This window comes from Faecalibacterium sp. I4-3-84 (assembly GCF_023347255.1).
Lineage (GTDB): Bacteria > Bacillota > Clostridia > Oscillospirales > Ruminococcaceae > Faecalibacterium > Faecalibacterium taiwanense.
In genome coordinates, this window is the sequence record NZ_CP094466.1 from 693,523 (window position 1) to 714,758 (window position 21,236).

21 protein-coding genes and 1 riboswitch are annotated in these 21,236 nt (G+C 58.7%); of the genes, 3 read left to right on the forward strand and 18 right to left on the reverse strand.

Translation table 11 applies throughout. From position 1 onward, the window contains the following. Positions 1–71 precede the first annotated feature (71 nt). Positions 72–1,292, forward strand: coding sequence for a M20 metallopeptidase family protein (locus MTP41_RS03430; protein ID WP_249236205.1), 1,221 nt, complete (start codon positions 72–74; stop codon positions 1,290–1,292). A gap of 160 nt (positions 1,293–1,452) precedes the next feature. Here the strand turns inward: MTP41_RS03430 and MTP41_RS03435 are convergent, their stop codons facing one another. The 4 genes from MTP41_RS03435 to MTP41_RS03450 all read right to left on the reverse strand — a co-directional run bounded on the left by MTP41_RS03435 (position 1,453) and on the right by MTP41_RS03450 (position 6,432). Further along, positions 1,453–2,367: a hypothetical protein gene (locus MTP41_RS03435; RefSeq protein ID WP_097776562.1), complete on the reverse strand. Its 915-nt coding sequence runs from the start codon at positions 2,365–2,367 to the stop codon at positions 1,453–1,455. Positions 2,368–2,400: 33 nt separating this feature from the next. Further along, positions 2,401–3,720, reverse strand: a complete 1,320-nt coding sequence (locus tag MTP41_RS03440) for a competence/damage-inducible protein A (protein ID WP_249236206.1) — start codon at positions 3,718–3,720, stop codon at positions 2,401–2,403. A 5-nt stretch (positions 3,721–3,725) separates the two neighbouring features. Then, entirely contained in the window at positions 3,726–4,925 is a 1,200-nt protein-coding gene (thiI, locus tag MTP41_RS03445; protein WP_097776560.1) for a tRNA uracil 4-sulfurtransferase ThiI, read from the reverse strand. Positions 4,926–5,280: 355 nt separating this feature from the next. After that, the gene (locus MTP41_RS03450; protein ID WP_249236207.1) at positions 5,281–6,432 is read right to left on the reverse strand and encodes a cysteine desulfurase family protein; all 1,152 of its coding nucleotides are present in this window, start codon (positions 6,430–6,432) and stop codon (positions 5,281–5,283) included. A gap of 134 nt (positions 6,433–6,566) precedes the next feature. Next, a riboswitch (ZMP/ZTP riboswitch) is annotated at positions 6,567–6,653 on the forward strand. A 212-nt stretch (positions 6,654–6,865) separates the two neighbouring features. Here MTP41_RS03450 and MTP41_RS03455 point away from each other — a divergent pair. Next, complete coding sequence (locus MTP41_RS03455) at positions 6,866–8,527, forward strand: formate--tetrahydrofolate ligase (RefSeq protein WP_249236208.1); 1,662 nt, start codon at positions 6,866–6,868, stop codon at positions 8,525–8,527. Positions 8,528–8,577: 50 nt separating this feature from the next. Here the strand turns inward: MTP41_RS03455 and MTP41_RS03460 are convergent, their stop codons facing one another. Beyond that, positions 8,578–9,480, reverse strand: a complete 903-nt coding sequence (locus MTP41_RS03460; RefSeq protein WP_249236209.1) for a GDSL-type esterase/lipase family protein — start codon at positions 9,478–9,480, stop codon at positions 8,578–8,580. 240 nt (positions 9,481–9,720) lie between these two features. Between MTP41_RS03460 and MTP41_RS03465 the strand changes: the two genes are divergently transcribed. Further along, a complete protein-coding gene (locus MTP41_RS03465) occupies positions 9,721–10,005 on the forward strand; it encodes a hypothetical protein (protein ID WP_097775268.1) in 285 nt (94 codons plus the stop codon). A gap of 42 nt (positions 10,006–10,047) precedes the next feature. Here MTP41_RS03465 and MTP41_RS03470 read toward each other — a convergent pair whose 3' ends face one another. From MTP41_RS03470 to ftsY, 13 genes are all read right to left on the reverse strand, one after another. Continuing rightward, positions 10,048–10,638, reverse strand: coding sequence for a CD1247 N-terminal domain-containing protein (locus tag MTP41_RS03470; RefSeq protein ID WP_118526304.1), 591 nt, complete (start codon positions 10,636–10,638; stop codon positions 10,048–10,050). Between the two features lie 87 nt (positions 10,639–10,725). Next, positions 10,726–11,283, reverse strand: a complete 558-nt coding sequence (gene efp / locus MTP41_RS03475) for an elongation factor P (protein WP_005928281.1) — start codon at positions 11,281–11,283, stop codon at positions 10,726–10,728. 119 nt (positions 11,284–11,402) lie between these two features. Next, positions 11,403–12,269: a TIM barrel protein gene (locus tag MTP41_RS03480; RefSeq protein ID WP_118526306.1), complete on the reverse strand. Its 867-nt coding sequence runs from the start codon at positions 12,267–12,269 to the stop codon at positions 11,403–11,405. Further along, a complete protein-coding gene (locus MTP41_RS03485) occupies positions 12,266–12,769 on the reverse strand; it encodes a YqeG family HAD IIIA-type phosphatase (protein WP_249236210.1) in 504 nt (167 codons plus the stop codon). Before MTP41_RS03485 ends, MTP41_RS03480 begins: the two co-directional genes overlap by 4 nt. A gap of 108 nt (positions 12,770–12,877) precedes the next feature. Further along, the gene (rpsU, locus tag MTP41_RS03490; protein ID WP_005928271.1) at positions 12,878–13,054 is read right to left on the reverse strand and encodes a 30S ribosomal protein S21; all 177 of its coding nucleotides are present in this window, start codon (positions 13,052–13,054) and stop codon (positions 12,878–12,880) included. Between the two features lie 221 nt (positions 13,055–13,275). Further along, positions 13,276–15,825, reverse strand: a complete 2,550-nt coding sequence (leuS, locus tag MTP41_RS03495) for a leucine--tRNA ligase (protein ID WP_120020591.1) — start codon at positions 15,823–15,825, stop codon at positions 13,276–13,278. 96 nt (positions 15,826–15,921) lie between these two features. Then, positions 15,922–16,305 carry a ribosome silencing factor gene (rsfS, locus tag MTP41_RS03500; protein WP_120120237.1) on the reverse strand — a complete coding sequence of 128 codons (384 nt, stop codon included), beginning with the start codon at positions 16,303–16,305 and terminating at the stop codon, positions 15,922–15,924. Positions 16,306–16,327: 22 nt separating this feature from the next. After that, a complete protein-coding gene (locus tag MTP41_RS03505; protein ID WP_249236211.1) occupies positions 16,328–17,701 on the reverse strand; it encodes an LCP family protein in 1,374 nt (457 codons plus the stop codon). A 137-nt stretch (positions 17,702–17,838) separates the two neighbouring features. After that, the gene (gene yqeK / locus MTP41_RS03510; RefSeq protein ID WP_097776551.1) at positions 17,839–18,417 is read right to left on the reverse strand and encodes a bis(5'-nucleosyl)-tetraphosphatase (symmetrical) YqeK; all 579 of its coding nucleotides are present in this window, start codon (positions 18,415–18,417) and stop codon (positions 17,839–17,841) included. Continuing rightward, the gene (gene nadD, locus MTP41_RS03515) at positions 18,368–19,051 is read right to left on the reverse strand and encodes a nicotinate (nicotinamide) nucleotide adenylyltransferase (RefSeq protein ID WP_097776550.1); all 684 of its coding nucleotides are present in this window, start codon (positions 19,049–19,051) and stop codon (positions 18,368–18,370) included. The genes yqeK and nadD overlap by 50 nt, the downstream gene beginning before the upstream one ends. 2 nt (positions 19,052–19,053) lie before the next feature. After that, positions 19,054–19,350, reverse strand: a complete 297-nt coding sequence (locus MTP41_RS03520) for a YhbY family RNA-binding protein (RefSeq protein ID WP_005944364.1) — start codon at positions 19,348–19,350, stop codon at positions 19,054–19,056. A 257-nt stretch (positions 19,351–19,607) separates the two neighbouring features. After that, entirely contained in the window at positions 19,608–20,243 is a 636-nt protein-coding gene (gene rdgB, locus MTP41_RS03525) for an RdgB/HAM1 family non-canonical purine NTP pyrophosphatase (protein ID WP_249236212.1), read from the reverse strand. A gap of 13 nt (positions 20,244–20,256) precedes the next feature. Then, a complete protein-coding gene (ftsY, locus tag MTP41_RS03530) occupies positions 20,257–21,207 on the reverse strand; it encodes a signal recognition particle-docking protein FtsY (protein WP_005944371.1) in 951 nt (316 codons plus the stop codon). Positions 21,208–21,236 lie beyond the last annotated feature (29 nt).

The window sequence follows — 21,236 nt, forward strand, 5'->3', positions numbered from 1 at the left end:
AAACCTCTCAGGCTCTGCCATAAGGCAGGGTCTGGGAGGTTTTTGATAAAATAGAGGGAGTTGATTTTGGAATGTTCACACCAGAAAAACTGCTCGAATCCGCAAAGGAGCTGGAAACCCAGCTGCGCACATGGCGGCGCACCCTGCACCGCCACCCGGAGGTAGGCTTTGACCTGCCCGAGACAAAAGCGCTGGTCAAAAAAGCCCTGACCGAGATGGGCTACACCCCGCAGGACTGCGGCAAGTGCGGCGTACTCGCGCTAGCGGGCGGCAAGCGCCCCGGCAAGACCATCCTGCTGCGCGGTGACATGGATGCTTTGCCCCTTCAGGAGGAATCCGGCGAAGAATTTGCTTCCGAGGTGCCGGGCAAGATGCACGGCTGCGGCCACGATATGCACACCGCCATGATGCTGGGTGCGGCAAAGCTGCTCAAAGAACACGAGGACGAGATCGAGGGCACCATCAAGCTGGAATTCCAGCCTGCAGAGGAGATCTTTCAGGGTTCGCTGGACATGCTGAAAAACGGCCTGCTGGAAAACCCGAAGGTGGATGCCGCGGTCATGTTCCATGTTCTGGCCGGGATCCCCCTGCCCGTGGGCACCGTGCTGGTGCCGGGCGGCGGCATCACCATGGCAAGCTGTGAGCAGTACCACATCACCGTACACGGCAAGGGCGGCCATGGCTCCATGCCCAACGCCTGCATCGACCCCATCACCGCAGCGGCCCACATCCACATTGCCCTGCAGGAGATCAACAGCCGTGAGCTGGACCCCGCCAAGTTTGGCGTGTTCACTACGGGCCGGTTTGAAGCTGGCAAGGCATCCAACGTCATCCCGGATTCTGCCGATATGTGGGGCACTATCCGCACGGTGGACCCCGAAGGTGCCGTGAGCGAGCAGATCCACCAGCGCATGACCGAGATCGCGCAGGGCGTGGCGGCAGCCTATCGCTGCACTGCTGATGTGGAGTTCAGCGACCACTGCCCCTGCATGGTGGTGGATACGCCTCTTGCCAAGAATGCCCTGACCTATATGACCGAACTGCTGGGCCGTGGTGCCATGGATATGACCGTCCTCACCGGCGGCAAGCCCGGCGGCGGCAGCGAGGACTTTGCCTTTGTCAGTCATGAAGTGCCTACCGTGAGCATGTTCCTCTCCGCCGGAAATGCCAAGGAGGGCTATGTTTACGGCCAGCACCACCCCAAGGTGCGCTTTGACGACAGCGTGCTGTACGAGGGCGCAGCAGCCTATGCCTATATGGGCCTGCGCTGGCTGAGCGACCACAAGGCATAACCATTCGGAAAATTTATCATTTATTTGAACCTCCGAAAAATCTGCGGATTTTCCGGTGGTTCTTTTTCACGGATGGGTTCGGAGCAGCACGCTGCATCTCTTAAAAATCGCCTTTATAAACAAAAAAATCCCGGAAGGTTCACACCCTCCGGGGTCTTTTTTATATCAGCTTTGCCCCCGCATGGGGCAGGCTGTCGGCTCCAAGGCTTTGCAGCTGCTGCGGCAGGGCGGCAAGGTCGCCGCCGGTGTAATACCACGCAGCGGCAAACGCGGCCAGTGCCAGAATCAGCAGAAAAATCAGGGCATTCCGCACCCTGTGCCGTTTGCGCGGCGCTGCTGTCGGTGCATCCGGCTCCGGCTTGTCCGGCAGGCGCTGCGCCGTCAGAGCATCTGCCGGGATGGCCCTGCCATACTTCTGCCAGATCGTTCCCGCCGCCTGCGGCAGACCGGAAGCCGCTCGGCGGATCATATCCAGCAGCCACAAAGCAGGCGTATCTGCATTGGCCACCGTGCGCACCCAGCAGCCTTTCCGGCTGCCCAGAAACAGCACCGTGTCCTCGGCGCGCTCCAGACACCCGGCTGCAAAGTCTGCACCCACAAGGCGCTGCGCTGCCCGCACACGGGTAAGCTTTGCCGGCACCGGCCCGCCCTTGACCCGGCAGACCTTCGCGCTCAGCTTTTCCCGCACCTTTGCATCGGCATAGCTCATGGCTCCAAAATCAAACACTTTTTCTGCGCCGGCCACCGTTTCCATCCGGGCTTCCAGCAGAGTGCCTGCATCGGCATCGCAGCACACCAGCAGCCTGCGGTGCGTTTCCAGCGCCTGCACCGCTGCATGAACAAGGGTCATCTCCCCTTCTCCGTACAGCTCTGCCGCAAAGCGGTCTGCCAGCGCTTTCCGTGCCTTGCTCAATGCCGCGGGCGTTTCTGCCTGCAGCGCAGCCAGTGTTTCTGCACCGCGGCTGCGGCACTGGGCAGCAAGTCCTGTCTGCTGCACTGCCTGTTGTACTTCCCACAGCGGTGCGCCAAACAACCGCAGCACACAGGTGGTCTGCGTTTTTTCTTCGTGTATCAACTGCTTCACCCCCGCGGCCCGGGGCCGCTCGTATTAACCCTTGAGGAAGGTGCTGTCCAGTGCCGTCAGAGCCGCAGCATCATGCCGGGCGCTTTTTGCCAGTGCCTGTGTATCTGTAGGAACTTTGCCCTGAGCCAGACGCAGCGCCAGTTCCAGTGCCGCCTGTGCCGCGCGGGCACGCACCAGCGCACGGTCGGGGCGGGAGACGAAGAGCTTTTTTACATAGACGGTCTCACCGCAGGCCGCACCCAGATACACCGTGCCCACCGGGCGGACGGCATCGCCGCCGTTGGGGCCTGCCAGACCGGTGACGCTGACAGCGATATCGGCCCCGGCAGCTTCGGCTGCGCCCAGTGCCATCTGTGCTGCCACCGGTGCGGACACCACATTGTACTTTGCGATCGCCGCCGGGTCTACGCCGATCATCTTTGCCTTGGCCTGCTCCCAGTAGGTAACAAAGCCGAAGCCGAACACCTCACTTGCACCGGACACATTGGTCAGCCGCTGGGCGATCATGCCGCCTGTGCAGCTTTCTGCCGTGGCAATGGTGAGTCCCTTTTCCTTCAAGGTGTGCACCAGAGTCTCTTCCAGACCGGTCACATCCTCATCATACACCGCATCACCCAGCAGATCATAGAACTTTGTGGCGTATGCGCGGCACATTTTTTCGGCTGAACTGTCGGTTTCTGCCCGGGCCGTGATGCGGATCTCGCACTCGCCGGTCTTGCAGTAGATTGCGGCGGTGGGATTTGCGTTTTCCAGCAGATGCCGCACACGGTATTCGATATCGCTTTCGCCGCCCAGCACCCGCAGCGTGATGGAATGCAGGGTGCAGTTCTGGCGGGCCAGCAGCAGCGGGCGCACACTCTCTGTCCACATGGCCTTCATTTCGTGAGGCACGCCGGGCATGAGCACAGCACAGTGGCCATCCTGCTCGAACCATGCCCCGGGGGCCGTGCCGTGGTTGTTGATGACCTTGTGGCCGTTCACCGGCACCATGGCCTGCTTGCGATTGTTTGGGGTCGTCTTGCGCCCGGTACGAGTGAAGAAATCCACGATCTTCTGCCATTCTTCCGGGTCAAAAGCCAGCGTATCACCGTAGCATCCAGCAACCGTCTCCTTGGTCAGGTCGTCCGCCGTGGGGCCAAGGCCGCCGGTGAACACCAGCAGATCGCACCGCTGTTTTGCCTCGTTGACGAAATCCGCCAAACGGCCGTGGTTGTCGCCAATGGTGCTCTCGCGCTGGACGGTGATGCCCAGAGCCGCCAGCTCCCGGCTGAGGTACTGGGCGTTGGTGTTGAGAATGTTGCCGAGCAGCAGCTCGGTGCCCACACTGATGATCTCTGCTGTCATGGCTTTCACCCCTCAAATTCGACCTGATCGGTGATACGGATGCGGATGCGCTCGGCGCTCTCTGCGGCTTCGGCTTCCAGCGCGGCAAGGCCGGGCATGGCGGCTTCGGCTTCCAGAATTTCTTCCAGCTCCGGGCGGATCTTCGGGTGCGGCGGGGTGAAGATGGTGCAGCAGTCCTCATAGGGCAGGATGCTGGTCTCAAAGGTGTTGATGTGGCGTGCCGTCTCCACGATCTCGGTCTTGTCCATGCCGATGAGCGGGCGCAGGATGGGCAGATCCTGCGCAGCATCGGTGCACTGCAGGGCCTTGACGGTCTGGCTGGCCACCTGAGCCAGACTCTCGCCGGTAACAAGGGCTTCGCAGCCCTGCTTCTTGGCAATAACGTTGGCAATGCGCATCATGCTGCGGCGCATCAGCACCGTGAACAGCACATCCGGAGCATTATCCCGGATGTACTCCTGCGGCTTGGTGTAGGGCACGACGAACAGATTGGAGCTGCCCGTATAGATGCTGGTGAGCTGCGCCAGAGCTTTTACTTTCAGCTTTGCGCGCTCCGAAGTGTACGGCGGAGACGCAAAGTGGATGTGGTCCAGTGCCAGACCACGCTTTGCCATGCGGTAAGCTGCCACGGGACTGTCGATGCCGCCAGACAGCATGTTCAATGCACGGCCGCTTGTGCCCACGGGCAGACCGCCCTCGCCGGGCACTTTGGGGCCGTGGATGTAGGCACCGTAATCACGAATTTCTACGATCACCTTGAAATCCGGGTTATGCACATCCACCTTGAGGTAGTTGTGTTTGCCCAGCAGATAGGCACCCAGCTCCCGCATCAGTTCAGGGCTGGTCATGGGGTAGGTCTTGTCGGAGCGGCGGGCTTCCACCTTGAAGGTACGGATGCCGTGCAGGCTGGCGCCGAGGTAGTCCTCGGCAGTCTGGCAGATGGTGTCAAAGTCCTTGTCGCAGACCACGGCGCGGCTGAGCGCCGCAAGGCCGAATACCTTGCTCACCCGGTCAAAGGCGAGGTCCATATCCACGTCTTCTTCCTCAGGCTCCATGTAAAAGGTGGACTGGGTGCAGTAGACCTTGAACTTGCCCACGGTCTTGAGCCGGTAGCGCAGAATTTTCATCATCGCCGACTCGAACTGGTTGCGGTTGAGGCCTTTCAGGGACATTTCACCCTGATAGCCCATAATGATTTCATGCATAAATGTTGTATCTCCTAGGTTACGATTTAACATGGCCTCCGCTTGCGCTCTGGCCATTCTCAGCGGAAATTTTAATATTTATATTTGTGTTCTGGAAATGACTGCGGTCATTTCCAGAACACTTTTTCACGGGCAGGGTCGTAACGGTCAGCGGCATCCATCCTCCTATTCGCGAAAGTATCCTGACGAAAAATACAGAGGAACAATTTGTTGCATCTGCCGGTCCGGACCCCTTCCGTAAAAATGCGTTTGGAGTGCCCCGCAGGGCACGACAAACGCCCTAATCAGAATAATCCTTCCTCTAAACATGGCCAGAGCAAAGCGGCGGCCATTCCAGATGGTCCTGCCTGTGGAATCACTTCCGGATCCTCTGCAAGCTCTTCATTCCGTCCTCAAAGCGGTTGAGGAAAGCATCCACATCCTCGGGGGTGTTGTCGCCGCAGAAGGACACGCGGATGGCCGTGTCGATGGCAAGCGGGTCTTTGCCCATGGCTGCCAGCGTGTGGCTGGGCTGGCCGCGGCCGCAAGCACTTGCCGAGGAAACATACACCTGTGCTTCGGCCAGCCATGCCAGCATGGTCTCACTCTTGATGCACATCTCACTGAAGTTCAGCACCTCGGGCACCGCGTTTTCCGGGCTGTTGAGCTCCACCTCCGGAAAGGCCTTCAGGCCGTCCCGCAGACGCTGGTTCAGGGCCTTCATAGCGGTGTCACGGCTCTTCATGGTCTTGGCAAGACGGGTGGCGGCTGCGGCAAGACCCATGGCGTAGGGCAGGTTTTCGGTACCCGGGCGCAGGCCGCGCTCCTGCTCACCGCCGAGGTACGGCGGCCGGAACGCCTGCACCAGACGGTCAGAAAGGTAGAGCGCACCAATGCCCTTGGGAGCATGGATCTTGTGGCCGCTCACCGACAGGGTGTCGATGTTCGTCAGCTTGATGGGCACACGCATCCACGCCTGCACTGCATCCACATGGACAATGGTGCGGCTGTTGCGGCGCTTGACCTCGGCGGCAAGGCGTTCCACATCGTTGCGGGTGCCTACCTCGTTGTTCACCATCATGCAGGCCACAAGGATGGTATTCTTGTCCACATGCTCCAGCATTTCGTTGATATTCAATGTGCCGTCCGGGCGGGGCTTGACCACCGTGACATTGTAGCCCTGCTTCGCCAGCTCTTCCAGCGGGCGCTGGACGCTGGGGTGCTCAAAGCCGGACACCACGATGCCCTTGCCGAAAGTGCGGGTGCGCACCGCGCCCAGCAGGGCCAGATTGTTGCTCTCGCTGCCGCAGGAGGTAAAGTACAGCTCCTTTGGCTTGCAGCCCAGTGTACGGGCCACAGCGGCACGGGCGGCGTTGAGCGCTTCCTCGCTGCGGGCACCGGGGCCGTACAGGCTAGAAGGGTTGGCCCAGTGTTCCCGCATGGCCTTGTCGATGACATCCGCCACCTCGGGAGCCACCATGGTGGTAGCGGCGTTATCCAGATAATGCAATTCAGGGTTTTGCAGCATAAAAGGGATTCCTGCTTTCTAAATTTTCATAGTAAACCATGATAAGTATACCACAACAGGCTGTAGAACGCAAAATATTTGGCGCTGTTTTTCCTTGACAAACACCCCGGCATTGTGCTATCTTTACTGCATAGAGACCGTATCTCTGCTGACGGAACCTTGTGGAGCACCACAGTGCAGGGATGGCGGGAGAGTCAATGCCGACCGTCTGGGCAGCCTTGCGCAATTGCTGCGCAAAGCTGCCTTTTTTGTTGCCGGAAGTTGTTTTTATAAGCAGTGTGCGTTGAATGGCGGGATTTTTTGCCCGCAGACAAGGCGATTTTTCGCAGCAATCCTGACGGATTGCAAGGGAAAGCAACGCAGGATGCAAGCAAAAAGGCCGTTCAGGCGGCGTGCAATGCTTGTAAAAACGACTTCCAAAGGAGGATGTCTGATGAAAACCGATATCGAGATCGCACAGGAAGCCAAAATGAAACCCATCACCGAGATCGCCGCCCAGCTGGGCCTTTCCGATGAGCACGTGATCCCCTATGGCCGCTACAAGGCCAAGATCGATCACCGCCTGATCCACGATGCCAAAAAGCAGGGCAAACTGATCCTCGTCACCGCCATCAGCCCCACCCCGGCGGGCGAGGGCAAGACCACCACCAGCGTGGGTCTGGCCGATGCCATGAACGCTCTGGGCAAAAAGACCATGCTCTGCCTGCGTGAGCCGTCCCTCGGCCCCGTGTTCGGTGTCAAGGGCGGCGCAGCCGGCGGCGGCTACGCACAGGTGGTGCCCATGGAGGATATCAACCTGCACTTCACCGGCGACCTGCACGCCATTGGCACAGCCAACAACCTGCTGGCTGCCATGATCGATAACAGCATCCAGCAGGGCAACCCGCTGAACATCGACCCCCGCCGCATCACATGGAAGCGCTGCATGGACATGAACGACCGCCAGCTGCGGTTCATCGTGGACGGTCTGGGCGGCAAGGTGAACGGCACCCCCCGCGAGGACGGCTTTGATATCACCGTTGCCAGCGAGGTGATGGCAATTTTCTGCCTTGCCACCAGCATTTCCGATCTGAAGGAGCGTCTTTCCAAGATCGTATGCGCCTACACCTACGACGGCAAGCCCGTCACTGCCGGTGAGATCGGTGCTGCCGGTGCCATGACCGCCCTGCTGAAGGACGCGCTGGACCCGAACCTTGTGCAGACGCTGGAAAACAACCCCGCCATCATCCACGGCGGTCCCTTTGCCAACATCGCCCACGGCTGCAACAGCGTGCTGGCTACCAAGCTGAGCCTTTCTCTGGCCGACTATACCATCACCGAAGCAGGCTTTGGTGCCGATCTGGGCGCAGAGAAGTTTTTGGATATCAAGTGCCGCTACGCCGGTATCGCACCCTCTGCCTGCGTGCTGGTGGCCACTGTGCGTTCCCTCAAGAGCCACGGCGGCGTGGCAAAGGCCGACCTGAGCCAGCCCAACCTCGAAGCCGTCAAGGCCGGTGCATCCAACCTCATCCGCCACATCGACAACCTGAAAAATGGCTTCGGCCTGCCGGTGGTGGTCGCCATCAATGCCTTCCCCACCGATACCGCCGAAGAGCAGGCCTACGTGGAGCAGGTGTGCGCCGAGCAGGGTGTTCCCTGCGTGCTGAGCGAGGTATTCGCCAAGGGCGGCGAGGGCGGCAAGGCGCTGGCCGAGAAGGTGCTGGAGGTGCTGGAGGATCGTCCCATCCAGTACACCTACCCGCTGGAAATGCCCCTGAAGGACAAGATCAACGCCATCGCCACCAAAATTTACCGGGCCGACGGTGTGAACTACAGCGCCGCCGCCAGCAAGACACTGGCCGAGCTGACTGAGATGGGTTACGGGAACCTGCCCGTGTGCATCGCCAAGACCCAGTACAGCTTCAGCGACAATGCCAAGCTCACCGGTGCCCCCACCGGCTTTACCATGGAGGTGCGCGAGGTGCGCCTTGCTGCCGGTGCAGGCTTTGTGGTGGTCATCTGCGGCAATATCATGACCATGCCGGGCCTGCCCAAGAAGCCCGCCGCTGTGGGCATCGATGTGGATGCCGACGGCAAGATCACCGGCCTGTTCTAAGTTTCAAGTAAAAAATAAGAGGTTCGCTCAGTGAACGAACCTCTTATTTTTTATCCTTCTGTGTGGCTGCACAGATAATCCGTCCATGCGGCATACCCGGCGGGTCTCAGATGGTAGCCGTCCGGCTGGGCGTAGCTTTCGATCAGGTCGCCGTTTTCATCTGCCAGCACTTCCCACAGGTTGAGAAAATAGCAGTTCTTTTCCAGCGCAATGGCTGCCAGCTCATTGTTGATCTGGCACAGGCGGTCGCGGTTCAAGCCCTCATGGCCGGACTTCTGGCATACTTCCGGCCGCACCGGCGTGATGGACTGCACATAGATCTTTGCATTTGGCAGTGTCTGGCTCAGCATGTCCAGCATCAGCCGGTAATAGGTCAGGAAGCTGCTATAATCGGTATCGCGGCCCAGCACGTTGGTGCCCAACAGAACATAAATGGCTCTGGGCTGCTGGGCGGTCAACGCTTCCAGCGGCACCTCAGCCACGCCGTCGGCGCGCTTGCAGGTGGTGCCGTTGACGATCACGTTCGGCCCAACACCCTTGTACGCACAGAACATGGCGTTCTGCATTCCTTCTTCGTACAGCTGCATGCCCTGCGTAAGGCTGTCGCCCACAAAGCTCACGTCATTGAACCATTCCTTGCCCACAGCCGTGCTGCTCTTTGGCAGCGCCGCCATACGGAAATCCAGCGCAGTGGCCGCGCTGTCTGCAAGCGTCTGCACCGTGAGCTGCCGCGCCACCGCGTAGGAGGCCGTGTTCCAAGTATTATCCTGTGTTACCTCCTGCAGGATGGTGTTCTGCCCCATGCCGGAGGGCCGCTGTTCCCGGTGCAGGCTCTTCCACAACATCCCGATGGCTCCCACCAGCAAAAGCAGCAGCAGCAAAGCTGCCGCCATGAACCGCCTGCGCCAGCGTTTGCGCAACACGCGCCGCCGGTATTCCTGATAGTCTGCCATGCTGTCTCCCTCACTTTTCTGCCCGGGCTATGCTGCGGGCTTTCTCGTTCTTAGTATACCATATCTGTGCATTCCGGCAAGACCCGTTTTCTGCCAGAGTGCCTAAAATTGCAGATTCTTTTGCACGCAGGCATGCCATTGTGTGCAAAAAGCCCGCCTTCTATCGGGTCAAAAGCTTGCATCCTGTACCATAGATGTGTTATACTGAACTGAACTACTATTGATAGGGAGGCTTTCACGATGGCATTTACTCCAAAACTGACTTATAAAGGCAAGCCCCTCGTCCGCAAGGACAATGAGCTGTACTACGGCAATATGACCGACCCATATGTGCTCTATCTGCAGATCACGACCACCAAGCCTGTGGGCGACCAGCAGGTTGCAGACAAGGTCCACCTGATGCTGCTCTCTACCGACACCACCAAGGCTCCGCAGGAGCGCGTGATGCGTCAGACCACCAAGATCGGCCTGTACAACGCTTTGGACATCGGCAGCATCTGGCTGCAGAAGGCAAACGCACAGTAAACAAAAAAGACCGCCGCACCGGAGTGCAGCGGTCTTTTTTGCTTATTCTTCGGTCACTTCAAAGTCGAGGGGCTTGCCGCAGTTCGGGCACTTGGGTGCGCCGTCCAGCAGTTCGTCTTCCTCAAACACGGCGGTGGTGCCACAGTCCGGGCAGGTCACTTCGTACTGCACGGGGCCATCCTCGGCATCCTCTTCGCCGTCCCCTTCCAGAGCGACCTCAAAGGTCACGCCGCAGTGCGCGCAGTTGGCTTCGCCTGCATCCAGATCATCCTCGCTGACGTAAACGGTCTCGCCGCAGTTGGGACAGGCCACTTCATAGAACGGCTCGCTGGCGATGTCATCATCCTTGGCATCGTCGTCGCCATCGGTGTCCTCATCCTCAGCGTCCTCGCTTTCGCCGTCTTCGTCCTCCTCCTCGTACAGATCTGCTTCCAGATCTTCCAGCTCATCGCTCAGGTCGTTGATCTGGTCGTAGGCGCGGGAAAGATCTTCGTCCACGCTCTCGATGACCTCAGCCATTTCACCCAGCAGTGCGCTCATGGCTTTGATGATCTTGCCCTCTTTGGTGGTATCATCAATGCCCAGACCATCGACCAGACCCTGCAGATAAGCTGCCTTTTTGTTCAGTTCCATACGAATGCCCTCCTTAAAATGAGAAAAATCGGAGTTTTAAAAAACCGGGCAAACGGTTGCCCGCAGCCCGGTTTGGCGTTAAAGGGATCAGACGCGCTCCATATACTCGCCGGTGCGGGTATCGATGCGGATGTGGTCGCCCTCGTTGATGAACAGAGGCACACGAATCTCAGCACCGGTCTCGACGGTAGCGGGCTTCAGGGTGTTGGTGGCAGTATTGCCCTTGACACCCGGCTCGGTCTGGGTAACTTCCAGCTCGATGAAGTTGGGGATCTCGACGCTGAACACCTTGCCCTTGTAGCTCAGCAGCTTGCACAGCTCGTTCTCCTTGCAGAACTTGAAGTTATCGGGCACATCGGCTGCGTTGACGGGGATGTCATCGTAGGTCTCGTTGTCCATGAAGTGGTACAGATCGCCATCCTCGTAGCTATAGGTCACGTCCTTGCGCTCGATGAAAGCCTGCGGGAACTTTGCGGTCGGGTTGTAGCTGGTCTCAACCACAGAGCCGGTAATCACGTTCTTGGTCTTGGTACGGACAAAGGCAGCGCCCTTGCCGGGCTTCACGTGCTGGAACTCAACGACCTGAAGAACCTGGCCGTCCTGCTCAAAGGTCACGCCATTGCGAAACTCGCCTGCAGAAATCATAGGAATTCCTCCATTAGTTTAATCTCAAATGCTTAACGCATATCTCTATTTATTTTACCCAATCCGTTTGCATTTGGCAAGGGGTTTCGGCAAAAAAGACGATAAAAACACAAAATTTTTTACGTTTTGCACGCTGCATGGTACATCTGCTGCATAGCCCCGGCATCCTCAGCCTGCGTGCCTGCGCTCTCGCAGATGATGACCGGCTGCAGCTTCCGCTCAGCCAGCAGTTCCATCAGCGGCTGCGGCTCCGGGCCGAACTGGGTCTCGGCAAAGGTCCAGTGGCGCTTTTCGCCGCCCGCCGAATACTCGATGCGGGAAAAATGCACATGGAACCGTTCTGCCCGTTGGTCCCCCAGCTTTTCTGCCATGCGGTCAAGGATGGCAGCGTAGTCCTCTTTCGAGCGGATGCCGCCCAGAGTGCGGGCATTCAGGTGGCCGAAGTCGATACAGGGCGTAATGCGCTTATCCACGCTGCACAGCGCCAGCACCTCGTCCAGTGTGCCCAGCTGGCCGATCTTGCCCATGGTTTCCGGGCAGAGAGTCATATCGGCAAAGCCTGCTTCGTCCAGCGCTTCCACGGCACGGCGCATGGTATCCAGCGCTTTTTCAAGGGCCGCTTCCCGGCTCTGCTTGCCGCAGCTGCCGGAGTGGAAGATGATGCGTCTGCCGCCCAGCGCTTTGCACACCGCCGCACTTTGCAGCAGATACTGGATGCTGTTGAGCCGCTTTTCCTCTTCCAAACTGGACATGCTGATATAATACGGTGCATGCACGCTGAACAGGATATCCTTTGGCCCGGCCAGTGCGGCCATTTTTGCAGCCTTGTCCAGCCCCAGACGCACGCCGCGCCCGCACTGGTACTCAAAGGCGTTCAGTCCCATCTTTGCGGTGTACTCCGGCACATCCAAGCTGCTTTTGTAGCCTTGGGCGGCAAAGCTGTCGCTGGTGCCTGCGGTGCCGAACCGGATCTTCCAATCGCTCACAGGGTCTTGCCTCCCCGGTCATAGTATTTCTGCCAGTGTTTTTTCTCCCACTTACGCTTGAGGATGACCTGCGCACCGAGGTCCGGGCCGCGGGGCACCACCATCAAGCCCGGAATGCCGTACAGCGCTGCCGCCATGCGGTCGGCATAGAGCTGGTCGCCCACCATCGCCATCTGACGGCGCTTCACGCCCATGCGGTGCTGCGCTGCCATCAGAGCAAAGGGCAGCGGCTTTGCGGAGCGGTACAGGTACGCAAGGCCCAGCTTCTGGGCAAAGGGCCGCACCCGCTTTTCCGCACCGTTGGACACGATGGTGAGCTTGACGCCCGCCTTGCGCATAGTGTCCAGCCACACGGCCACTTCTTCCGGCAGCTCCTGACTGCGGTCAGCGGTGAGGGTGTTATCGATATCCAGCACCAGCGCAGTGATGCCTTTTTCCGCCAGCCATTCCGGCGTGATGTGGGTGACATCCTTGAAAACGTATTCGGGGGTGATGAGCATAGTATTTCTCCCTGCAATGAAAATAGGGGAGCCTGCAATACAGGCTCCCCTACATCGGCGTTAGCAACGCGTATGAAATCTAAAGCAACAGCGACTTCAAGTGATCAATTACTTGAACTTGCGCTTGCGGGCTGCTTCGGACTTCTTCTTGCGCTTGACAGACGGCTTCTCGTAAGCCTCGCGCTTACGGACCTCTGCGAGCACACCGCTGCGAGCGGTGCTGCGCTTGAAGCGACGCAGTGCGCTTTCCAGCGACTCGCCCTCTTTAACACGAATTTCCGACATCTTATTCCCTCCCTTGGACCGTGAGGCAGGAATTTCGTTGTTACATGGTAACTAACAGTAGACAGTATAGCGCATTTTCTCCGGTTCGTCAACCTTTTTTTGAAAGTTTTTTGCGCAAAATCTTTGAAAAGATTTTGAATAAACGTTCCCGGGTGTTTTATGCGCCAGTCCGCCTCTGCGGGTAGTTGTATATCCAGCCTTTCGGCAGGGTATCGGTTGGTTTAGCCCTTGACAGCCAGATTGACCAGACGGCCCTTGACGTAGATCTCCTTGACCAGCTGCTTGCCTTCCAGAGCGGCAGCAACAGCGGGGTCAGCCTTGGCGGCGGCGATAGCGGCAGCAGCGTCAATGTCGGCAGCCACCTTCAGGCGGGCCTTCACCTTGCCGTTCACCTGCACAGCGATCTCCACTGTGCTTTCCACGCACTTGGCCTCTTCGTACTTGGGCCAGGGGTAGTAAGCCAGCTGCTCATCGTGGCTGTGGCCCAGCTTCTCCCACAGCTCTTCGGTCATGTGGGGAGCAAACGGGTTCAGCAGCTGAACAACGGTCTCCAGCTCGGCCTTGGTCGCGCCGCCGTTGTCGTACAGGGCATTCACCAGCGTCATGAGCTGGGCAATGGCGGTGTTCATCTTCAGGGTCTCGATGTCAGCGCCCACCTTCTTGATGGTCTGGTGCATCAGGGTCTCGACCTGCGGACGATAGCCCTCGCCCTCCACCAGCTTGTCGGACAGTGCCCACACGCGGTCCAGGAAGCGGTTGCAGCCTGCAATGGCAGAGGTCTGCCACGGTGCAGCCTGCTCAAAGTCGCCCATGAACATCTCGTACAGACGCATGGTGTCAGCACCGTACTGGTCCACCACCTCGTCCGGGTTGATGACGTTGCCCAGAGACTTGGACATCTTCACGATGGGGTGGCGTGCCATTTCGCCGTACTTTTCTTCCAGAGCCTTTTCAGCGGCCTTCTGGCTGCCGTACTCCTTCAGCAGCTTATCCTGCTCCTCAGCGGGCAGGTTGACAAAGCTGTGGGGGTTCAGGCCCAGGATCATGCCGTGAGCGGTGCGCTTCTGGTAGGGTTCCGGAGAAGGCACAGCGCCGATATCATACAGGAACTTATGCCAGAAACGGCTGTACAGCAGATGCAGGGTGGTGTGCTCCATGCCGCCGTTGTACCAGTCCACCGGAGACCAGTATTCCAGAGCTTCCTTGGACGCAATGGCATCCTTGCAGTGGGGGTCCATGTAGCGCAGGAAGTACCAGGAAGAACCGGCCCACTGGGGCATGGTGTCAGTCTCGCGGGTAGCGGGGCCGCCGCAGCAGGGGCAGGTAGTCTTGACCCAGTCCTTGTGGCGGGCCAGCGGAGATTCTCCGTCCGGACCCGGCTCAAAATCGGTGATGTCCGGCAGGGTCAGGGGCAGGCTGCTCTCGGGCAGGGGCTGCCAGCCGCACTTTTCACACTTGACCATGGGGATGGGCTCGCCCCAGTAACGCTGACGGCTGAACACCCAGTCGCGCAGCTTGTAGTTGACCTTATCGCAGCCCTTGCCGTTTGCCTCCAGCCAGTCGATCATCTTTTTCTTTGCATCGGTGACGGACAGGCCGTTCAGGAAGCCGGAGTTGACCAGCGTGCCAGTGGCCACATCGGTAAAAGCGGCTTCGTCCAGATTAGAGGGGGTATTGCCCTTGACCACCTCGATGATGGGCAGGCCGAACTTCTTGGCAAACTCCCAGTCACGGGTATCGTGAGCGGGCACAGCCATGATGGCACCGGTGCCATAGGTGGACAGAACGTAATCCGAAATAAAGATGGGGATCTCGGTATCATTGACCGGGTTGATGCCCATGACGCCTTCCAGCTTGACACCGGTCTTTTCCTTGTTCAGCTCGCTGCGCTCAAAGTCGCTTTTGCGGGCTGCCTCGGCCTGATAGGCCTTGACGGCATCGGCATTCTTGAGGATGCCCTTGTCCAGCCATTCCTTGACCATAGCGTGCTCCGGAGAAACGACCATGTAGGTGGCACCAAACAGGGTGTCACAGCGTGTGGTGTACACGGTCAGGGTATCGCCTGCGGTGGTGCCGAAGTTGACCTCTGCGCCGTGGCTGCGGCCGATCCAGTTCTTCTGCTGGGTGGCAACGCGCTCAATGTAATCCAGACCGTCCAGACCATCGATCAGCTTATCGGCATAAGCGGTGATCTTGAGCATCCACTGGCTCTTGACGCGGTGAACGACCTCGCTGCCGCAGCGCTCGCACACGCCGTTGACAACTTCCTCGTTGGCCAGCACACACTTACAGCCGGTGCACCAGTTGACGTTCATTTCCTTCTTGTAAGCCAGACCATGCTTATACAGCTGCAGGAAGATCCACTGGGTCCACTTATAATATTCCGGATCGGTGGTGTTGATCTCGCGGTCCCAGTCAAAGGAGAAGCCCAGAGCCTTCAGCTGGCTGCGGAAGTGATCCACATTGTTCTTGGTGACAATGGCCGGGTGGATGTGGTTCTTCATGGCAAAGTTCTCAGTGGGCAGGCCAAAAGCGTCCCAGCCCATGGGATACAGCACATTGTAGCCGTTCTGACGGCGCTTGCGGCTGACCACGTCCAGCGCGGTGTAGCTGCGGGGATGGCCTACATGCAGGCCGGCACCCGACGGATACGGGAACTCGACCAGTGCATAGAACTTGGGTTTTTTGTGGTCGATCTCAACATGGAAGGTCTTTTCGTCCTCCCACACCTTCTGCCACTTGGCTTCAACAGCCTTGTAATCGTACTTCATGTTTGTAATCAGCTCCAGACTTTACTTTTGCATATACCGTAATTGGAATGATTTATGCTACAGGCTGCCTGCCGCAAAAGGCAGGGCCGTTCTGCCTTATTCGACAGTGCTATCCGGGGTAAGGTACTCGGAAATATCAATGGGTTCGCCGTCGGCCCACAGGTGCTCCAGATCGTAGTAGGTGCGGGTGTTGGGCACGAATACGTGCACGATGACGTTGGAATAATCCAGCAGCACCCAGTTCTTGGAGTCGTAACCCTCCGTGCTGTAGGGCTCCAGACCCTTCTGGGAAAGCTCGTACTCCACCTCGTCGGCCAGAGATGCCACCTGCGTGGTGGAAGTGCCGGAGGCAATGACAAAGTAATCGGTGAGCACGGTCAGGCTTTCCACCTTGAGCACGCGCACATCGTGGGCCTTTTTCTTATCCAGGATCTTTGCGATCTCAATGGCAAGCGCCTTGCTGTCGTTGAAGTTCTCCATATGTTTTTCCTTTCTGTCAGTTTCAGTTTGCGGAGCCTGCGGCCTGACCGTCGGTGGTAACAGCGCCATCAAGGTCTGTATCGCCGCTCAGGATGGCATCGTCCGACTCCTTATCGATGCGGCCCATATACTGCACGTTGGCATCGGTGGATGCACTGCCGTGGGGCCACTCGTCGGTGACAAGGTTCATTTCGCTCACATCAATGGGGCCGGTGTAGGTGCAGAAATACTGGTTGAGCAGGTTTGCAATGGAACCCGCATCCGGCACCACGCAGGAGTAACCGGCAAAGGTGTCGGTCTTGCCCACGTTGGGCACGCCCATGAACACCGGTGTCTGCGCCAGAATGATGTTGGAGCTGTCGAGCTTGAGGAAAGACACCACCAGCTTTGCAATGGTGGAAATGTCCATATCCGTCTTGATATAGTTCTTGAACACCAGCGGCAGCTGGTTCAGGATATCGGTGACACCCATGGCGCGGGCACGCTTGAACAGGCCGGCATAGAAATAGCGCTGCATGTTCAGGCGGTCGATATCGGAATTGGCGTAGCCGTCGCCGTGGCGGCAGCGCACAAAGAACTCTGCCGATGCACCGTTCAGATTGCGGTAGCCCTTGAGCAGTTTGCTGCCGCCGTAGGACATATCGTGGGGGATATACACCTCAATGCCGCCAAAGTTATCCACCATATCCACCAGTGCCTGCATGTCCACCGTCACATAGTAATCGATGGGCAGCCGGAACTGATCGTAGATGACATCGGCCAGAGCGGCGATGCTGCCGCCATTGGAGATCGCCACCGAGTTGATCTGATAATTCGTGGCGGCGTAGGTCTTGCCATTGGAAAGGGTAATCTTTTTGTTCTTGGTGGTGACAAGGCTGTTGCGGGGGATCTGCAGCATCCGCAGTGCACCGTTCTTGATGTCGAACTGCACGTACAGGATCATGTCGGTCATGCCGTCGTTAGAGGTGGGGTCGTTGGAATAATTGCGGCCCTCTTCATAGTCGATGCCGCAGACCAGAATGTTCACCACATCGCCCTTGTATTCCTCGTCTGTCTTGACCTCTTCCTCAATGGTAGGGGTGCTGTCGTCCGGGCGGATGCTGTCCTCCACCTTGTTTACAAGGCTGACTCCGTACACCACCACACCGGAGATCACCGCGATGATGGCCATGACCACTGCAAAAGGCAGCCAGAGGGGCATTTTCTTTTTCTTTTTGCGGCGGCGCGGCGGCTCCTGCCCTGCTCCCTGTGCCGGGCGGCGCGGCGGCTCATTGTGTGCACCGCCTGTGCTCTGCTTTGCATCCGTGCTGGACGCAGCGTGGCGCGGTGCGGCTGCTGCCGGATCCGGCCGGTTCAGAGAACGCGAAGTATTGATATGGCGTGGCGTCTGGCTCATGCTTTTTTGTATCCTCCAGATTTTCGCGGTCCTGCAAAAAATGTTCCTGCAGACCTGTCATGCCCTTAAGTATAGCATTATCCGACGAAATCTGCAATCCGTTTTCTGTTTCCGCTTGTTTCAGAGCAGCTGTGCTCTCACCGTTCATTCTTCCCGCTGCGGGCCAGGATATCCTCATAGGCCGCCTTGGACATCGGGTCCAGAGGTTTTCCCTGCGAGAGCACGAAATCGTTGGTCTGCTTCAGCGCGGCCAGCATGGCGGCATCCAGATTCTTTTTTTCCAGCTTGCGCAGCTTTTCCACGCCGGGCCAGTCCCGCTCCGCGCTGGTCATATCGGCCAGATACAAAATTTTGTCAAGCCGGGTCATGCCGGGTTTGCCCGCCGTGTGGCAGGCAATAGCGCTAAGCACCGCTTCGTCGGTCACACCCCACTGGGTGCGGGCCAGAATGGCGGCGCACACGCCGTGCCACACCGGGGCCGGGCGCTCTTCGCCGCCCTCTGCATACTGGGGGTAAGCGCGCAGGATATCGCGCATCTCATCCTTGCTGATCTCCTTGGCCGAGTCGTGCAGCAGGGCTGCCAACGCGGCCCGCTCCTCGTCCTCACCGTAGATCTTTGCCAGCTTGACGGCCATTTTTTTCACATTCAAGGTATGCTCATAGCGCTTATCGCTCAAGCGGCCGCGCACAAGCTCCTTTGCCTGTTTGAGGTTCATTGGCTGATACTTCCTTTTTGTAGAGTTTCTCCCGGCGGATGACCGCCCGCACCGCCTCCGGCAGCTCAGCTTCACACCCTTCGCCTGCAGCCAGACGGGTACGGATGTCGCTGCTGGCCATGGGCAGCGCCTGTACCGGTGCAAACAGGATGCGTGCCCCGGTGGGGTCCAGCCGGAGAGCCTTTGCGTGCAGCTCGGGGTCGTCGCCCACATGGCGGCTGGTGACCACCAGATGGGCAAGGCGCAGGATATCCTGCCAGCGGTGCCAGCCGTCAAAGCTCAGCAGCATATCACTGCCAATGGCAAGGTACAGCTGTGCCCCGGGGTAGTCCCGGGCCAGCTTTTCCACCGTGAGCACCGTGTAATTATGGTTCCCGGCTTTGGCCTGAGCTACCTCCCACGCGCTGACTTCCAGCTGCGGGATGGCATCCATTCCCTCTTCCAGTGCATGGAAGCAGCTGCACATTTCCAGCCGCAGCGCACCCGGGGCCGAAGTGTGCTGCTTGAACGGTGAAAGCCCGGCCGGCATCACCACCACCTTGTCCGGGCGGACACGGTCGGCGGCAGCGCGCAGATTGTTCAGGTGGCCGTTGTGGGGCGGGTCAAATGTACCGCCGTAGAGAAGAACTTTCATTTTTACTTCAGCAGATCAGCGTAAGCGCTGTCCTTTTTCTTCTGCAGGTACAGTACAAACTTGGAGCCGATCACCTGTACGCAGTCGGCACCGGTGGCCTCAGCCAGCTTGACCGAAGCTTCACGGGCATTGTACATGCTGTTTTCCAGCACCTTGAGCTTGATGAGCTCACGGGCATCCAGACAGTCCTTCACGCCCTGGATCATGGTCTCGTCGATCTCGCCCTTACCCACGATGAAAACGGGGTCCATGGTGTTTGCCTTGCCGCGCAGAATGGCGCGCTGTTTGCTTGTCAGCATAGTTTTTCTCCTTTATTTTGAGGTTGATATTTCGATAAAGAAACGATTTAGAATTGTCTCCGCTTGTGGTGAGAAACTCCTTCAGTCAAAGCCTTGCGGCTTTGCCAGCTCCCTCAAAGAGGGAGCCTTTGGCAGAAACGAAACGCTTGCCGGACTGCCAAAGGCCCCATCTCCGAGGACGACTTCCCCCGGCCGGGGGAAGATGTCACCGTAGGTGACAAAAAGGGGAATCTGTCTGCGAAGCAGACTGGGGGAGTTCATTCTGCCAGAAATCCCGGCAGCTGCTGTTCCAGCACTGCCAGCGCATTGCCGCGGTGGCTGATGGCATCCTTTTCGTCCGGGGTCAGCTGGGCGTAGCTGCGGCCCTCGGTGTTGGGACGCTTATCGTGCTTTCCCACGCCGCAGTCGGTGGGGATGAACAGCGGGTCGTAGCCAAAGCCGTAGTCCCCGCACAGCCGTTCAAAGGCGATGCTGCCCGGGCACTCGCCCATGCAGGTCAGATGCCGCCCATCCGGCAGGATGAAGCACACCGCGGACACAAACTTTGCACCCCGCTGCCCGGCAGGCACAGCCTGCATGACATCCAGAAGCTTATCGTTGTTGGCTTCGTCGTCGCCGTGGCGGCCGCAGTAGCGGGCACTATAGACGCCGGGCGCACCGTCCAGCGCATCCACGCACAGGCCGGAGTCATCGGCGATGGTGGGCAGACCGCATGCCTTGCAGATAGTCTCGGCCTTGATGAGGGCGTTCTCGGCAAAGGTGGTGCCGGTCTCCTCCGGCTCAATCGTGATGCCCAGTTCCTTCTGGCTGACCACCTCGTGGCCCTGCGCTTCCAGAATGCGGCGCAGTTCGCGGAGCTTTCCGGCGTTGCCGGTGGCTGCACAAATTTTCATGCTGCGGCCCTCCTTAGTGCTTCCACTGGCGCGGGAGCAGCTCTTCCACAAAGCCCTCCGGGGTAAAGGGCAGCAGGTCGTCGATGCCCTCGCCCACGCCGATGAAGCGCACCGGCAGGCCCAGACGCTGCTTGACCGCCACCACGCAGCCGCCCTTGGCGGTGCCGTCCAGCTTGGTCAGGATGATGCCGGTAGCATCTGCAGCCTTGCAGAATTCCTTGGCCTGACTGATGGCGTTCTGGCCGGTGATGGCATCCAGCACCAGCAGCGTTTCAAGGCTGGCTTCCGGGCTGGCCTTCTTGACGCTGCGGCTGATCTTGGAAAGCTCTGCCATCAGGTTTGCCTTGTTGTGCAGACGGCCTGCAGTGTCGGCAATGACCATGTCATAACCGCGTGCGGTGGCAGACTTTACGGTGTCGAAAATGACAGCCGCCGGGTCTGCGCCCTCGCCTGCGCTCACAATGGGCACACCGGCGCGGTCGGCCCAGATCTCCAGCTGTTCGCTGGCTGCGGCACGGAAAGTATCGCCTGCGGCCAGCATCACCTTTTTGCCCTCGCGGGTGTAGTGATCGGCCAGCTTTGCAATGCTGGTGGTCTTGCCCACGCCGTTCACGCCAATGACCAGAATAACGGCCGGCTTGCCGGAAAGATCCATCTCGGCATCCGGTGTCATTTCCTCGGCAATGATGTCGCGCAGGGCATCCGCCGCCTCTTCGCCGGTCTTCAGGCCCTTTTCGTGCACACGGTCGCGCAGCTTGTCCACCAGACGCACGGCCACCTCACCGCCCACATCTGCAAGGATGAGCTGCTCTTCCAGATCATCGTACATATCATCGTCGATGACGCTGCCGGTGAGGGTGTTGAGGATATTGCCCCAGAAACCGGTGCGGGTCTTTTCCAGACCCGTTTTCATTTTTTCCTGTTCTTTTTCTTTGTTTTTCTTGCCAAATCCGAAGAACCCCATGGTGTCCTCCTATCTTTTTCTTTAATATA

Excerpts from the sequence above, each read along its gene's own strand:
- MTP41_RS03465 (WP_097775268.1), top strand. The coding sequence starts at position 9,721 with ATGGCATTTACTCCAAAACTGACTTATAAAGGCAAGCCCCTCGTCCGC.
- MTP41_RS03520 (WP_005944364.1), bottom strand. The coding sequence starts at position 19,350 with ATGCTGACAAGCAAACAGCGCGCCATTCTGCGCGGCAAGGCAAACACC.
- MTP41_RS03470 (WP_118526304.1), bottom strand. The coding sequence starts at position 10,638 with ATGGAACTGAACAAAAAGGCAGCTTATCTGCAGGGTCTGGTCGATGGT.
- thiI (WP_097776560.1), bottom strand. The coding sequence starts at position 4,925 with ATGCATGAAATCATTATGGGCTATCAGGGTGAAATGTCCCTGAAAGGC.
- MTP41_RS03430 (WP_249236205.1), top strand. The coding sequence starts at position 72 with ATGTTCACACCAGAAAAACTGCTCGAATCCGCAAAGGAGCTGGAAACC.
- MTP41_RS03460 (WP_249236209.1), bottom strand. The coding sequence starts at position 9,480 with ATGGCAGACTATCAGGAATACCGGCGGCGCGTGTTGCGCAAACGCTGG.
- MTP41_RS03485 (WP_249236210.1), bottom strand. The coding sequence starts at position 12,769 with ATGCTCATCACCCCCGAATACGTTTTCAAGGATGTCACCCACATCACG.
- efp (WP_005928281.1), bottom strand. The coding sequence starts at position 11,283 with ATGATTTCTGCAGGCGAGTTTCGCAATGGCGTGACCTTTGAGCAGGAC.
- MTP41_RS03505 (WP_249236211.1), bottom strand. The coding sequence starts at position 17,701 with ATGAGCCAGACGCCACGCCATATCAATACTTCGCGTTCTCTGAACCGG.
- rdgB (WP_249236212.1), bottom strand. The coding sequence starts at position 20,243 with ATGAAAATTTGTGCAGCCACCGGCAACGCCGGAAAGCTCCGCGAACTG.
- yqeK (WP_097776551.1), bottom strand. The coding sequence starts at position 18,417 with ATGAACCTCAAACAGGCAAAGGAGCTTGTGCGCGGCCGCTTGAGCGAT.
- MTP41_RS03440 (WP_249236206.1), bottom strand. The coding sequence starts at position 3,720 with ATGACAGCAGAGATCATCAGTGTGGGCACCGAGCTGCTGCTCGGCAAC.
- rpsU (WP_005928271.1), bottom strand. The coding sequence starts at position 13,054 with ATGTCGGAAATTCGTGTTAAAGAGGGCGAGTCGCTGGAAAGCGCACTG.
- MTP41_RS03450 (WP_249236207.1), bottom strand. The coding sequence starts at position 6,432 with ATGCTGCAAAACCCTGAATTGCATTATCTGGATAACGCCGCTACCACC.
- MTP41_RS03455 (WP_249236208.1), top strand. The coding sequence starts at position 6,866 with ATGAAAACCGATATCGAGATCGCACAGGAAGCCAAAATGAAACCCATC.
- rsfS (WP_120120237.1), bottom strand. The coding sequence starts at position 16,305 with ATGGAGAACTTCAACGACAGCAAGGCGCTTGCCATTGAGATCGCAAAG.
- leuS (WP_120020591.1), bottom strand. The coding sequence starts at position 15,825 with ATGAAGTACGATTACAAGGCTGTTGAAGCCAAGTGGCAGAAGGTGTGG.
- ftsY (WP_005944371.1), bottom strand. The coding sequence starts at position 21,207 with ATGGGGTTCTTCGGATTTGGCAAGAAAAACAAAGAAAAAGAACAGGAA.
- nadD (WP_097776550.1), bottom strand. The coding sequence starts at position 19,051 with ATGAAAGTTCTTCTCTACGGCGGTACATTTGACCCGCCCCACAACGGC.